Origin of the sequence: Anaeromyxobacter sp. K (assembly GCF_000020805.1) — a bacterium.
In the GTDB taxonomy this organism is placed as follows: domain Bacteria; phylum Myxococcota; class Myxococcia; order Myxococcales; family Anaeromyxobacteraceae; genus Anaeromyxobacter; species Anaeromyxobacter dehalogenans.
Map to the genome: position 1 here is coordinate 4,490,184 of NC_011145.1, position 14,531 is coordinate 4,504,714.

Below are 14,531 nucleotides of genomic sequence, written 5' to 3' on the forward strand. Positions count from 1 at the left end.
GGCGTGCGCCGCGAAGCGCCGTGCCGCGTTCACCGGACGTCCGGGATCAAAGGCTCCTGTCCGCCCGGCTGCTACGGTGTCCTTCCACGCGGGCCCGGGCGGCGCCGGCGTGTCGGTCCCCGGGCGTACCATCGGTCTCAGAGGCGCGCGTGAACGTCACCGTCATCGACACGCTGGGCGAGTGGGCGGACGCGGTGGCGGCGCTGCCGGCCTCGGGCCCGCTGCCGTCGCGCACGATCCTCGTCCCCTCGGAGCGCCATGCACACGCGCTGCGGCGGGAGCTGGCGCGGTCGGGGCGCGCGGGGGTGCTCGCGGGGACGCGATTCCTCGGGCCGCTCACGGCCGCCATCGAGGTGCTCCAGGCCGCGGGCGTCGCGTTCACGCCTGGCGAGGGCGCCCTCCGCCCTGCCCGGCTCCTCGCGCTCTTCCACGAGGACCTGCCGCTCGAGCACTTCGACCTCGACCTGCTCCGCACGACGCGCGGCTGGGACGAGGCCTTCGCGAGCGCCATCGGCGAGCTCGAGGCGGCGGGCCTCGGCCCGCGGGACCTCCCGGCCGAGCCGGCGGCGGCGCGCGACCTCGCGCGGCTCTGGTCGCGCGTCGAGGAGAGCGCGGGGACCTCCTTCTCCTCCGCGCGGATCTTTCGGGAGGCCGCCGCACTCCTCGCCCGCGATCCGGGCGCGTGGCCGTTCCTCGGTCCGACGCTGGCGCTCGCGACCGGCCACGAGGACGCGGTACACGCGGGCTTCCTCCAGGCCATCCCGGCCGTCCGGCTCGCGGTGCAGACGGCGCGGCCGATGGGCGAGCGGCACCTGGAGCGGGTGGCGCGGCACTTCGGCGCCGACGTTCGGAGCGCGCTCGCCGCTCGTGGCTCGACGGGCTCATCACGAGCGGAGGAAGCCCAGGACCGCGCGGCCCAAGCGCCCGCTCGTGGCTCGACGGGTTCACGTGGAGCAGAGAAGCCGACGGAGCGCGACCTCCTCGCCACCTACCTGCTCGCGGACGCGGCGGTGCTCGCGGATCCGGCGCGCCCGCGCAGCGGCGGGCCGGACGGCACGGTGGACCTCGAGGAGCACGCGGGCGTGGAGGGGGAGCTGGAGGCGACCGCGCTGTGGGTCGCGCGCCAGGTGCTGGAGGCGCGGCGGCCGCTCGAGGAGATCGCGGTCCTCGTGCCGGCGCAGGACCCGCTGGCGGGGCTCGTGGCCGATCGGCTGGCGCGGCTGCCGCTCGACGGCGGGCCGCTCCCGGTGTTCGTCGCGGGCGGGCTGCCGGCCATCTCCACCGCGGCGGGCGCCCGCATCCTCGCGGTCCTGCGCGCGCTCCGCTCGCACCTCTCCGCCGAGACGCTGGCGCCGGTGCTGCCCGCGCTCCGGCTCGACGGGATCGCCGACGGCGAGCGCACGCACCTCACCCACGGCGAGGCGATGGAGCTCGCGTTCGGCCTCGGGATCGTCGGCGGCAACCCGGCCCACCCGGCCGGCGCGCTCGCCTGGTCGGAGCGGGCCGCGGCCCGGGCCGGCGAGCTCACGGCGGCGCTCGCGCAGGTGCACGTGGACGACGACTCCGCGGAGCGGGAGCGCTGGCGCCTCGAGCGCACGCTGAAGAGCCTGCGCGCGATCCGGCCCGCGCTCGACGCGCTGGTGGGCGTCGCCCGCAAGCTCGTGGACGGCGCGCCGCTCGCGGCCATCGCGGACGTGCTCGGCGGCTTCCTGGCGCGCTGGCTGCTCGCGCCGGGCGAGGGCGCGGCGCTCGCGGCGCGCCTCGGGGAGGCCCTCGCGCCAGCGTGCGCGGGAAACCTCGGCAAGGCGCTCTCGGGCGACGACGCGCTGCAGGTCATCGAGGACCACCTGCTCGGCCTGCGGGTCGCGCACGGCCGGTTCGGCGAGCCGGCGGTGTACGTCGGCACGGTGGCCGGCGCTGCGGGGCTCGGCTTCGGCGCGGTGCGGGTCATCGGCCTGTGCGAGGGCGTGCTCCCGTCGCAGCCTCGCGAGGATCCGGTGGTGCCGGGCGTGCTCCGCGAGCAGCTCGAGCGTGCCGCGCCGGACCGCGTGGTCCCGCGCGCCGAGGATCGCGTGGCCGCCCAGGTGCACGCGCTCGTGGCCGCGGTGCGGGGCGCGCGGGATGCGGTCGCGCTCTCCGCCCCCCGCGTCGATCTGGCCCGGACCGAGCGCGAGCCGGGCGCCATCTTCATCGACGCCGCCGCCGCGCTCGCGCGCCCGCACGCCGGGACCGGCGAGCCCGCCGAGGCGGTCCCGGACGGCGCCGCCCTCCGCCGCGACGCGTTCCGGCCCGCCGCGAGCGCCGCCGCGCGGTTCCGCGACGCGCACCCGATCTCCGACGCGAGCTGGCTCGACCGCGTCGCCCGCACCGCCCCGGAGCTCCCGCCCGAGTGGACCGGCGCGCCGGTGGTGGACCTCGCGCGGCTCGCCTCGCTCCGCGCGCCCACCGGCCCGCTCGGCCCCTCCGACGGCGTCTTCGAGATCGGCGGCCCGTTCCCGCCCGTCCCGGGCATCGCCCCGGAGCGCCCCATCTCCGCCTCCGCGCTCGGCCAGCTCCTGCAGTGCCCGCGCCTGTTCCTGATGCGGCGCATCCTCGGCTGGGACGAGCCCGCCGGCGCGCCCTCGCTCCGCGAGCTCGACCCGCTCTCGTTCGGGAGCCTGCTCCACCGCGTGGTGGAGCTGTTCTACCGGGAGCACGGGGCGGCGTTCTCGCGCCGCGAGGGGACGATCGGGAAATGGCAGACGCGTGCGCGCGCGGTGGCGGATCGCGCGTTCGACGGGCTCCTCTCCGAGGTCCCGCTCGTCGGCGAGGGCGTCCGCCAGAAGGAGCGCGAGCGGCTGCATGACGCGCTCCGCGAGTTCCTGGCCTACGACTGGGAGGGAGCGCCGCGCCGGTTCGTCGGCGTCGAGCTCCCGTTCGGCACCCCCGAGGCGCCGCTCTCGGTGGACGCGGACGGCGAGACGCTGCACGTCCACGGCTACATCGATCGCGTGGACGTCGAGGGCGGCGTGACGCTGGTGCGCGACCTCAAGTCCGGCAAGGCGCACCCGCGCGCCGGGAAGGAGGCCGGCCCCACGCCGCTCCGCGACGTGCAGCTCGGCCTGTACCAGCTCGCGGCGCGGAAGCTCGCGACGGCGTGGAAGACGCCGGCGAAGGTCCAGGGCGCATACGCGTACGCGAGCGGCCGGGGCGAGGTGGAGGAGCGCGCGTTCCGCGCGGACGCGGGCGCGCTCGAGCAGGCGACGGCGGAGTGGCTCGCGACCGCGGCGCACCTCCTCGCGGCGCGGTCGTTCCCGCCCAGCGCCGACGAGGGCGACTGCACCTACTGCCCGTTCCACGTGGTCTGCGGCAGCGGCGCGACCCGGCGCGCCCGCGAGGCGCTCGCGGGCGTCGAGGAGGGGCCGCTCGCGCGGTTCCGCGCGCTGAAGCTGGACGAGGGGGACGAGGAATGAGCCCGCGGAAGCCCGCACCGGACCAGGCCGACCGCGACCGGGCCATCCACGCCCGCGACGAGAACGTCATCGCCGACGCCGGCGCCGGGACCGGCAAGACCACCCTGCTCGTGGCGCGCCTGGTGGAGCGGGTCGCGCCCGAGGACGACGGGCCCGCGCTCCCGCTCGGCCGCATCGCGGCGGTCACCTTCACGCGCAAGGCGGCGGGCGAGCTGCGGCTCCGCATCCGCGAGGCGCTCCTGCGCGCGCTCGCCCGGGCCGACCTCACCGATCTCCGGCGCCGGCGCCTCGCCGACGCGCTCTCCGCGCTCGACACCGCGCACGTGGGCACCATCCACTCCTTCGCCGACCGACTCCTGCGGCTCCGGCCGGTGGAGGCGCGGCTCTCGCCGTCGTACGACATCGTGGAGGACGACGCGCCGCTGGTGGACGAGGCGTTCGCGGCGTTCCTGCACGCGGTCGAGGCGGGCACGCTCGCGGACGAGCTCCCCGGGCTCGAGCCGGAGCTCGCGGCGGCGGCGCAGTCGGCATTCCTCGACGCGCTGCGCGCCGGCGTTCGCGCCGAGCGGCGCGTGCACGACCACGGCGTCGTCCCCGGGCTCGACTGCCTCGTCGAGGCGCTGGTGCACACGCGCGACGTCCCGCCGGTGGTCCCGGCGGCCCGGCGGCCGGACCTCGGGAAGTTCCGCGACCTCGCCGACGAGTTCCTCGGCTACGCCGCGGAGTCGAGCGGCGACGGCACCGGCTCGCGGTGGGTGGCCGCCACGCGGCGGCGGCTCGAGCGGATCCGCGGCGAGGAGGACCCGGTCCTCGTCCTGAAGGAGCTCTTGCGGTGCGCGCCCTACCGGAAGCTCGGGATGAAGGCGGACTTCGGGGACGACCGCGCGGGCTGGGCGCTCTACAAGGCGTTCCTCGGCGACGACGGCAAGAAGGCGCTCCGCGAGGGCTCGCTCCGCGACGACCTGCTCCGCCCGTTCGCCCGCTGGCTGGCGCGCCGGCTCGTCGCCGCGGCGCCCGCGGTGGTGGCGATGTACGAGCGGGTGAAGGCGCGCCACCGCGCGGTGGACCAGCTCGACCTGCTGCTCGAGCTGCGCGACCTGCTGCAGCGCGACCGCGCCGTGCGCGCGGAGTACCAGGCGCTGTTCGACCACGTGATGGTGGACGAGTTCCAGGACACCGACCCGCTCCAGGCCGAGGTGGTCCTGTACCTCTGCGAGCAGGGCGCGGTGGCCGGGGACTGGCGCGACGTCCGGCTGGTGCCGGGCAAGCTCACCATCGTGGGCGATCCCAAGCAGTCGATCTACCGCTTCCGCCGCGCCGACATCGGCGTGTACGCGGCGGTGCGGGCCATCGTCGAGCGCGGCCCCCACGTGGTCGCGAAGCTGAAGGCCAGCTTCCGCTGCGAGCCGGCGCTGGTCCGGTGGCTGAACGGGACGTTCGACGGCGTGCTCGGGAAGGCGGCCGGCGACGCGCCGGTGTTCGACCCGGAGGCCGGGACGGTGGCGAACGAGCCGCTGCTCGCGGGCCGCGAGGGCGGCGCGCCCAGCGCCGTGCAGGTCCTGCCGCTCGCGGCGGAGTCCGGCAAGAAGCCCGAGCTGCGCGCCACCGAGGCGAAGGCGCTCGCGGCGTGGCTCCGCTGGCTGATCGAGGGGAAGCGGCGGACCATCGTGGACCCGGCGACGGGCGCGCCGCGGCCCGCCGGCTATGGCGACGTCGCCGTGCTCGTCACCGCCACGGGCAACCTGCCGCTCCTCTTCCCCGAGCTGGACCGCCTGGGCGTGCCGTACGCGGCGCGGGGCGGGACGCTGTTCCTCGAGGATCCGCTCCACCAGCAGTTCCTGCTCGGCCTGCGGGCGCTCGCGGACCGCGACGACGGGGTCGCGCAGGCGGCGCTGCTGCGCCCGCCGTTCTTCGCGGTGGACCACGACGACCTCGCCCGGGCCCGCGCCGCCGACCCCGCGTCCACGCACGCGGGCGTGCTCCGCGCGCGCGCGGCGCAGGCGGTGGTTCGCGAGCTCCGCCGGACCCGGCTCGATCGCTCGCCGGGGGCGACCGCCCGCGACCTGCTGGAGCGGACCGCGTTCGGCCGCGCCGCCGCGCTCGGGCCGAACGGCGCGCAGCGGCTCGAGGCGCTCCGCGAGCTCTGCCTCGTGCTCGACGCCGTCGCCGCCGAGGGGCTCGACTACGACGCGGCCACCGCGCGGCTGCGCGCGTGGGTGGACGACGCGGTCCAGCTCGATCCGCCGCGGCCGGTCGGGACCGACGCGGTGCAGATCCTCACGGTGCACCAGGCGAAGGGGCTCGAGTTCCCGGTGGTCGTCCTCTGGGACGGGTGCGCGAACCTGGCCGCCCGCGACGTGCGCGCGCCGTTCGTGGTGGACCGCACCGGCGAGGCCTGGGCGGTCGCGCTCGACGGGCTCGAGTGGGAGGAGCCGGAGGGCGGCGAGGTGGCTGGCCGCGAGAAGCGGTACCTCGACGCCGAGCGGCTGCGCCTCGTGTACGTGGCCGCGACCCGCGCGCGCGACCTGCTGGTCCTGCCGGTCGCGGGCGAGCCGGACCCGGAGTGGATCACCGGCCGGCTCGTCTCCGGCGAGCCGGCGGCGCCGGTGGAGACGCTCGAGCCGTACCTGATCGGCGCGGAGCCGGCCTGGGCCCGCGAGCACCCCGCCCCCGCGCCGCGGCCGCCGACCGACGGCTCCGCGCTCGCCGCCGAGGTGAGGGCGGCCTGGCGGTCCGCGAGCGCGGACGCGGCCCGGCCGCGGTTCGCGCCGGCGTCCGTCACCGGCGAGGCGCACGCGCTGGTAGAGGCGGCGGAGCGGCCCGGCGAGGCGGGCGCGCCCAGGCCGGAGCGCGCCAGCCGTTACGGCCGCGTGTTCGGCGACACGGTCCACCTGGCCATCGGGCTCGCGCTCCGGGGCCCGGCGCTCGCGCCCGCTGCCGCCGTCGCGCGGGCCGCCGCCGCGACCGGCCTCTCCGAGCGGCGCGCCGAGGCGGCCGACGACGTGGCCCGGGCGCTCGCCGCGCTCGAGCAGGCGGGGCTGCGCCGCGCGCCCGGGTCCGAGCTGCAGCTCGAGTACCCGGTGGCGCTCGCGGGGGACGGGAAGCTCGTCCAGGGCTACGTGGACTTGCTGGGCGTCCGCGGCGGCCGCGTCGTGGTCGTCGACTTCAAGACCGACGCCCCGCCCGCCGGCGACGTGCACGCATCGCACGCGGCCTACGTTGAGCAGGTGCGGGGCTACGCGCGGATCCTGGTCGGCCTGGGCGTGGCGCGGGAGGGCGCGGTGGACGCGGGGCTGCTCTTCACCGCGGACGGCGGCCTCCGCTGGGTGTAGGCGGCGTCCGCCGCTCGCCCTTCGACTTCGGCTCGCCTCGCTCAGGGTGATCGGCCGGAAGGTCGCTCAGGGTGAGCGGCGCCGGGAAGCCGCTCGGGCTGAGCGCGTCGAACCCCGAGCGCCAGGTTCAGTGCAGCGTGTGCTCCTCGTCGGCGAGGTCGGACTCGAGCACCATCTCGACGAGGTAGCCGTCCACCCGGTCCGGGACCTTCTCGACGACCTCGGGCGAGAGCCAGCGCACCACCACCTCGAGCTCGACGCCCTGCCCGCGCACCTCGACCGGGCGCGCCTTCACGAACCACGGCTCGTCGGGGAGCACCGCCAGCTGGAGCGCGTTGCAGGCGGTGCAGGCGATCTCCCACTCCCTGGGATCGAGGCGCCCGTCCGGCAGGTAGGGCGTCTGCGGCCGGTCGGCCATGGCGTCGCGGAGGGCGCGGGGGCGGCGGGGCATGGTCCCACCGATACACCGGACATCCGACATCGGGTCGCCGTGCACGCCGGTTGCTACCGGTGCGCTCGACCGCCGGGGTTTCCGCGTCCTGACGCGATCCTGGCCCCGGCGGTCGGCCGCCACGCGGACGCGGGTCCGCGGCGCGGACCTCACCCTGCCCCGCGAGGCCCACATGACCGAACCGACGCTGGACCGGCTCCTCACCCAGTTCGAGCGCTGCGACGACCCCGACGAACGCGTCCTGCTCGCGTGGAGGATCCTGGGAACCCGCTCGAGCGACCAGCGCGTCCTCGGGGCGCTCCTCCGCCTCGTCGACGAGAACCCGCAGCCTGGCGCGGCCTGCCTGACCGAGCACGGCGACGCGCGCGCCGTCGAGCACCTGTCCCGCGCGCTCGATCGGCTCACGGTCCGGCCCGTCGCCGACTGCCCGCTCTGCGCGTGGGTGGATCTCGTGGCCGTCGCGAACGCGATCCGCGACCTGGGAGGGAGCGTCACCATCGAGCAGCAGGCCGGGATCGACGGCTTCCTCGCGAGCGACGCCTGGTTCCGGGCACAGCAGGACGCGCGGAGCGCCGACCGTCACCGCGCGCCCGCCGTCCGCGCGCCGCGGCCGGGCCGCAACGACCCCTGCCGGTGCGGCAGCGGTCGGAAGTACAAGCGGTGCCACCTCGCCGAGGACGAGCGGGCGGCGCGCTGACGGGCCGGCGTTCACGCTGGGTGACCGTCCGTCCCGCGGACGCCCGGCCCGGCGGTGTGGGTCCGGCGCGCAGCGTTCGCGCGCGGCCCCGCGAGCCACCCACCGCGCCCCTGGTTTCCCGGTGGTTCGCGACGCACCCGCGGGGATCATGTGACTGACATCCGCGGCGGCGTGTCTTACTCGTGTTGGCGCTGGGCCACTGGACCCGAGGTGCATCGGTGAACGTCCCCCTCACGCAGCGCTTCATCTCCGCCGTGGCGAAGGCGCACGAGCTCCACGCGAGCCAGGAGCGGCCCGGCTCGGGCGCGCCGTACCTCACGCACTTGCTGGGGGCGGCGGCGAACGTGCTGCACTTCGGGGGCGACGAGGACCAGGCCATCGCCGCGCTGCTGCACGGCGTGGCCGCCGACGGCGACGCGCGGGCGACGCTCGAGACGATCCGCGAGGCGTTCGGCGCCCGCGTGGCGGACCTGGTGGCGGGCTGCCGCGACGCGTTCGACAGCGCCGAGCCGGCCTGGCGCGCGCGCAAGGAGGCCTACCTCGCGCGCCTCGCCACCACGCCGCGCGACATCCTGCTGGTGGCGGCGGCCGACAAGCTCGACGACGCGCGCGCCATCGTCACCGACCTGCGCACGCGCGGCTCGCAGGCCTGGTCGCACCTGCCCGGCGGCCGCAGCGGCTCGCTCTGGTACTACACCGCGCTCGCGGCCACCCTGGCGCGCGCCGGGGTCGGGAGCATCGCGGTCGCGCTCGAGGCCACGCTCGACGAGATGGCGAACGCCGCGGTCGACTGCGAGGTGGACGACCGCGTCGCGCTCGCGGAGCAGTTCGGCTGCCTGGCGCTGTCGGCCGTGCAGGCCTGAGCGCGCCCGGCGCACTCAGCCCGCGAGGCCCGGCCAGCGCCCCTCGCCGCACGCGCGGCCACGATCCGCGCGCCGACCACCTCTCCCCGGCCATCGCCATCACCTCGGAGCTGGTGCTGCTGCCCGAGACGGCGTGAGGCACGGCGGGCGCCCGCGCCGCCCCGCGAGCACCCGACATTGACTTTCCGCGCAATCCGTGGCAATGTTCTCGCTCGTTCGATGACGTTTGGCCCCATTCCATCAAGACGAGGCGAGGGCGGCGGCCCTGAGACCCTCGGCCAGCTCCCGGTCGGCATCGACCGGGGTTGTGGCAATGCCGCCTGCGATGGAGGACCCATGACGACCCCCGAGAAGACGACGTAATCCCAGCGGTCTGGCGCGTCCCCGGGGTGGCTCCGGCCGTCCCGTGAACCGCCGCGCCCGCCGCCGCCCCTCGCGGGCGCGCGGCCGGACGTGTCCGCCCGCCGGGTAGGCTGAGCCTGTCCGGCGGCCCACGCGATCAATCCAAACCTATCCGCCCGCATCGCGGGCGGCGCGGGACCATTGCGTCCCGGGAAAGGAGCGAAGCATGCAGCCCTACACGCTGGGCGTCGCCGGCCTGCTCGCGATGGCCTGCGACTGCATCCGCCGCGGCGACCTCGACGGCGCCGCGGCCGCCATCGCGCGCGCCCGCGCGCTCCACCGTCCGACGCGCGCCACGCGCCCCGGCACCACCGAGGAAGGGGGAGCTCGATGACCGCGAAGGAGACGACGAGCCGGATCCTCGCCGAGCTGCGTCGCGCCTACCAGCTCGTCGAGGAGCAGCGCGCGCCGGAGGCGCTCGAGATCTACCGCGGCCTGTTCGCCGAGGCGCGCCAGGCGGGCCTCGACTCGGCGCACCTGCACTGGGCCTGCGCGGTGGCGGCCGACTACACGGGGGAGCTGGAGATGGCGTTCGAGCAGATCACCACCGCGATCGCGAAGGACCCGCTGGCGCCGCCGTTCCGCCACTCCTTCGACCTCATCAGCCGACACCTCCGCGCGGCGCTGGCCGACCCGGAGCGCGACGCGGACGATCCGTCCACGCCGCGCCTCTACGCGCTGCTGCAGCGCTCGGACGAGGCGGACGTGGGGGCGCACCTCGCCATGGCGCGCTTCCACCTGGCGAAGGGCCACGCCGCGGAGGCGCGGGCGCTGCTCGACGCGGTGACCTTGCTCCACCCCGCGGCGCGCGAGGCCTGGGAGCTGCTGGGCCGCGCGGCCCGCGAGGCGGGCGACGCCACGACCGCGGAGCGGGCCCGCCTCGAGGCGTCCGCGCTCGGCGACGGCGAGCTGCCGTTCGCGATCCCGGGGCCGGCGTCGGCGTGAGCGGCCGCCCGGCCGCGCCTCCGCGGTGCGTGCGGCTCCCTCCTCCGGGTCGGCGCGGCGCTGGCTGCGACATTCCGTGCTGGTACGCTCGGAGCACCCCGAGTGGCCGTCGTTTCGACGCAGAGTGATCCTGCTAGCGTCGCCGCGATGCACCGGCAGCAAAGGGGGAGACCATGGCGACGAGGAAGAAGGCGCGGGCCACGCGGAAGGCGTCACGCAGGGCGAAGGTCCCGACCCGCGGGCTGCACCCGGTGTTCGGCCCCATCCCGGACCCGGGCCCGGAGGCCCTGGCCGGCGGCATCGCGGGCCTGCGCGGGCCCTGGGCCGGAGGCTGGCACTTCGGACCGGTGGCGGACCCGGGCCCGGGCTTCGGGAGCTGGCGCGACTCGCTGTTCGGCCGCATCGATCGCGGCGCGCTCGACGCCGCCGCCCTGAAGCAGATGGCCGACCTGCGGGTGCGCCGGATCCGCGCCGCGGCGAGGGCGATGCAGGAGCAGCTCGAGCTCACCGAGGAGGAGTTCAAGCTCCTGGCGCGCTTCCCGGACAAGCTGCAGATCGATCCGGCCCGGCTCCCGCCGCACCTCGATCCGGGCGACCCGCCGCCCGAGCTGCGCCCCATCGACTTCCTCCGGTTCGTCCGTGACCACCGCGTCGCGGCGCTGAAGCAGACCATCGAGTACCTGAACGCCTCGGCGGTCGCGATCGAGGCGGCGCGGTAGCTCGAGGCGGGGCAGCGGCGGGCGAGCCGCTCCTGCCCCGACGCGCGGAGGCGGCGATGGCGGGCTGCGACGTCGTCCTGGTCGGCTACGAGGACGAGGAGAACCTCGGCCTGCGGTACCTCGCCGCCTACCTCGCGCAGGCGGGCGTGAAGGTGGCCCTCGCGCCCTACCGCGCGGGCGTCCGCCGGGAGCTGCTCGCCTACCTGCGCGCGCGCCGTCCGCGGCTGGTGGGGTTCTCGCTCATCTTCCAGGGGATGCTCCCGGACTTCGCCGACCTCGTCGCGTACCTTCGCGCGAACGGCGTCACCGCCCACTTCACCATGGGCGGCCACTTCCCCAGCCTCGCCTGGGAGCGCACGCTGGCGCTGGTCCCTGGGCTGGACACGGTGGTCCGCCACGAGGGCGAGCTCACGCTGCTCGAGCTGGTGCGCGCGCTGGACCAGCCGGCGCGCTGGCGCGAGATCCCCGGCCTCGCGTTCCGCCAACGCGGCGTCCCCGTCGCGACGCCGGCGCGGCCGCTCGTGCCGGAGCTCGACGCGCTGCCGTTCCCGGTGCGCCGGCGCGAGACGCTCGCCGCCCGCGGCGTGGGCATCGCCTCGCTGGTGGCGAGCCGCGGCTGCTACTACGACTGCTCGTTCTGCTCGGTCCAGACGTTCTACGGCGAGCCGCCGGGTCCGCGCCGGCGCACCCGCTCGCCGGCGAACGTGGCGGACGAGATGCAGGCGCTGCACGACGGGAAGGGCGTGCGGGTCTTCATCTTCAAGGACGACGACCTCGCCACCCGCGGCCCGCGGGCGCGCGGGTGGATCGAGGCGTTCGCGCACGAGCTGGAGGCGCGACGGCTCGGCCGGCGCATCGCCTGGCGCATCTCCTGCCGCGTGGACGACCTCGACGCGGACCTGCTCCGCCGGCTCCGGGGGGTCGGGCTGACGTGGGTGTACCTCGGCATCGAGTCGGGCTCGGAGCAGGGCCTGCGCACGTGCAACAAGCGCTTCACGGTGGGCGACGTGCGGCGCGGGGTCGCGCTGCTGCGCCGCCTGCGGCTGGCGTTCGACTACGGCTTCATGCTGCTCGACCCGGACTCCACCTTCGCGTCGGTGCGGGAGAGCGTGGGCTTCCTCGAGGACCTGGGCCGCCGCGGCGACGCGTCGGTCCACTTCACCAAGATGTTCCCGTACGTCGGGACCGCGATCGCGGCGCGGCTCGCGGCCGAGGGCCGGCTCGCGGGCACGGACGCGGCGCCGGACTACGCGTTCCGGGACCCGCGGCTGGACCTGCTCCAGGGGTTCCTGTCGGAGGCGTTCCACGAGCGCAACTTCGGGCCGGCCGGCCTGGTGAGCGCGAGCCGCATGGCGGCGTTCGACCTCGAGCTCGCGACCCGCTTCGGCGGCGCGAGCGACGGCACCCGCGCCTACCGCGCCGCGATCCGCGCGCTCACGGCGGACGGCAACGCGATCGCGATCTCGGCGGTGCGGCGCGCGCTCGACGTGCTCGAGGCCCGCTCGCTGGACGGGTGCGTGGCCGCCTGGCCGGCCTTGCTCGAGCTGGCCCGCCGCGCCCGCGAGGCGGACCTCGAGCTCGCCGGCCGGCTGCGCGAGGTCATGGCCGACAACGGCCACGACGCGCCGCGGCCCCGCGCGCTCCTCAGCGCGAAGCGCCCGGCCCGGCGGCGCCCGGCGGCGAGGCCGGCCCGGCCGCCCGGGGGCCGTGCATCAGCTCGAGCACGGCGCGGTACAGGCGCTGGCGCGCGTCGTGGCGCTGGCTGGCGCGGGTGATGTAGCGGACCACCACCTCCATGCCGTTCGCGGCCGGCACCACCTGGATGCCGGGCACGGCCGAGAAGCTCTGCACCGCGTAGCGCGAGGTGGTCTTCCGCCACTCGGTCTCCGCCGCCTTGGCGTTCGCCTCGGTCTCCTTCTCCACCAGGTGCTGCACGCCGTCGATGACGGGGTACGGGTCGCGGCCGAGCGGGACCAGCAGCCGCAGCTCGTCCCACATCCACTGGCCGGAGGTGGAGAAGTTGAAGTAGTGGCCCTCGATGGCGAACGAGTTCACGAACGACACGCGGCGGCCGGTGGGGTGGCCGGCGTCGTTCCAGCTCCCGGTCTCGAGCAGCACGGTGTGGAAGAGCCCGATCTCGACCACCTCGCCGCCCACGCCCTTGATCTCCACCCAGTCGCCGACGCGGATGCCGTTGCGGCCCATGAGGATGAACCAGCCGAAGAACGCGACGATGAAGTCCTTCAGCGCGACGGTGAGGCCGGCGCCGGCGAGGCCGAGGACGGTGGTGGCCTGCCCGGGCGCGCCGAACAGGACGAACAGCGCCACGAGCACGGTGACCACGTTCACGCCCAGGCGCGCCACGGTGCGCACGGTCTCGACCCGCAGCCGCTCCTTCGCGCGCTTGCGGAAGAAGCGGTCCACCGCCTCGCCGAGCCCGAACCCGGCCGCCACCACCGCGAGCAGGCCCAGCAGGCCCCACAGCAGCCGGTGCAGCGCGGCGCGGACGTGGCCGTGCACCACCTCGCGCCACTGGCCGTAGGTGTCGGAGAGCTCGTTCAGGTCCTGCAGCCGCCGGCCGATGGTGGCGAGGCGGCGCTGGTCGTCGCTGAAGCGCTGGAGCGCCTTCACCGCCTCGGCCTTCGCGGCGCGATCCGCCGCGGCCGCCTCGCCGGCGGCCACCCGCGCGGCCGACGCTTTCGCGGCCTCGCGCTCCTCGGCCTCGCGCTTCTTCCGCGCCACGAGGTCGTCGCGGCGCTTCGCGAGCCGCTGGGCGCGATCCTGGATGTCGGCCTGCGCGGCCGCGAGCTGCGCCGCCTTCGCCCGGTGCCAGCCCCAGACGCGCCAGCGCGCGAGCAGGCTCGGCGCGGTCGCGGGCACCGCCGCGACCGGCGGCCGCGGCTCCTTCTGCGCGGCGTCGTACACCTCGCGCAGCCGGCGGATGCGCACCTGCGGATCGCCGCCGGCGCGCTGGAGCTGGTCGGTGGCGGAGGCGAGCTCGTTGTTCTCGAGCTCCAGCTCGGCGCGCGCCACCTCGAGCTGGTCCTCGAGCTCCACCCGCTCACGCTCCGGCGCGGCCTTCACCCTGGCCTCGAGCGCCGCCACCCGCCCCTCGGCCGCGTCCACCGCCGCCTGCGCCCGGGCCCGCGCCTCGGCGAGCGCCTTCAGCTCCGGCGTCTGCTCGGGCACGCTCTCGGCGGCGTCGCGCATCGCCACCGCGAAGGCGAGGTCGATGGCGTGGTCGGCGAGCCGCTCGGCCTGGCGCGACAGCTCCTGCTCCTCGGGCGTGGTCGCGTACGCGGAGAGCTGCTTCGCGGTGAGGAGCGGCCGCATGTCCACGAGCCGCGTGCGGCGCGGCCGCTGGCCGCCCGGGCCCTGTCCCGGCGCGCCGGCCGGTGCGTTGCCGGGTCCGCCGCCGCGGACGCTCCCCTGCCCGGGCGCGCCGCCGCCGGCCGACGGCGCACCGGCCGCGCCCGCAGGCGTCGGGCCGGCCGCGCCGGCGTCGGGCGCGCCGCGATCGCGCGTGAGGAAGAGCCCGGCGCCGACCGCGCCGAGCAGGAGCACCAGCAGGACCACCGTCACCGTTCGCGAGACGTTCACGGCGCGGCAGCACAGCACGAACTCGGGGCGGCGCCAAGGTGGGCCGGCGTGGGCCGATCCGCGCGACGGG

General features: G+C 76.7%; 9 protein-coding genes and 1 pseudogene. 8 read left to right on the forward strand and 2 right to left on the reverse strand.

The window, feature by feature from the left end; all coding sequences use genetic code 11:
• Positions 1–149 precede the first annotated feature (149 nt).
• Together ANAEK_RS23665 and ANAEK_RS20025 are read left to right on the forward strand one after the other, a co-directional pair.
• The gene (locus ANAEK_RS23665) at positions 150–3,452 is read left to right on the forward strand and encodes a PD-(D/E)XK nuclease family protein (RefSeq protein WP_012527942.1); all 3,303 of its coding nucleotides are present in this window, start codon (positions 150–152) and stop codon (positions 3,450–3,452) included.
• Positions 3,449–6,784, forward strand: coding sequence for a UvrD-helicase domain-containing protein (locus ANAEK_RS20025; protein WP_012527943.1), 3,336 nt, complete (start codon positions 3,449–3,451; stop codon positions 6,782–6,784). Before ANAEK_RS23665 ends, ANAEK_RS20025 begins: the two co-directional genes overlap by 4 nt.
• 127 nt (positions 6,785–6,911) lie before the next feature.
• Here ANAEK_RS20025 and ANAEK_RS20030 read toward each other — a convergent pair whose 3' ends face one another.
• Positions 6,912–7,235: a hypothetical protein gene (locus ANAEK_RS20030; RefSeq protein ID WP_012527944.1), complete on the reverse strand. Its 324-nt coding sequence runs from the start codon at positions 7,233–7,235 to the stop codon at positions 6,912–6,914.
• A 172-nt stretch (positions 7,236–7,407) separates the two neighbouring features.
• Here ANAEK_RS20030 and ANAEK_RS20035 point away from each other — a divergent pair, with 172 nt between their 5' ends.
• The 6 genes from ANAEK_RS20035 to ANAEK_RS22855 all read left to right on the forward strand — a co-directional run bounded on the left by ANAEK_RS20035 (position 7,408) and on the right by ANAEK_RS22855 (position 12,636).
• Positions 7,408–7,932 (forward strand): SEC-C metal-binding domain-containing protein, encoded by a 525-nt coding sequence (locus tag ANAEK_RS20035; protein WP_012527945.1) that lies wholly within the window; start codon positions 7,408–7,410, stop codon positions 7,930–7,932.
• 218 nt (positions 7,933–8,150) lie between these two features.
• A complete protein-coding gene (locus ANAEK_RS20040) occupies positions 8,151–8,795 on the forward strand; it encodes an HD domain-containing protein (RefSeq protein WP_012527946.1) in 645 nt (214 codons plus the stop codon).
• A 568-nt stretch (positions 8,796–9,363) separates the two neighbouring features.
• Positions 9,364–9,531 (forward strand): hypothetical protein, encoded by a 168-nt coding sequence (locus ANAEK_RS23190; protein ID WP_012527947.1) that lies wholly within the window; start codon positions 9,364–9,366, stop codon positions 9,529–9,531.
• Positions 9,528–10,142, forward strand: a complete 615-nt coding sequence (locus tag ANAEK_RS20045; RefSeq protein WP_012527948.1) for a hypothetical protein — start codon at positions 9,528–9,530, stop codon at positions 10,140–10,142. Before ANAEK_RS23190 ends, ANAEK_RS20045 begins: the two co-directional genes overlap by 4 nt.
• A gap of 173 nt (positions 10,143–10,315) precedes the next feature.
• Complete coding sequence (locus ANAEK_RS20050; protein WP_012527949.1) at positions 10,316–10,861, forward strand: hypothetical protein; 546 nt, start codon at positions 10,316–10,318, stop codon at positions 10,859–10,861.
• 56 nt (positions 10,862–10,917) lie between these two features.
• Complete coding sequence (locus ANAEK_RS22855) at positions 10,918–12,636, forward strand: radical SAM protein (protein WP_012527950.1); 1,719 nt, start codon at positions 10,918–10,920, stop codon at positions 12,634–12,636.
• 349 nt (positions 12,637–12,985) lie between these two features.
• On the opposite strand, the pseudogene ANAEK_RS23485 reads toward ANAEK_RS22855, so the two are convergent.
• Positions 12,986–14,194 (reverse strand): annotated as a pseudogene (locus tag ANAEK_RS23485) (mechanosensitive ion channel family protein); the annotation flags it as partial.
• Positions 14,195–14,531 lie beyond the last annotated feature (337 nt).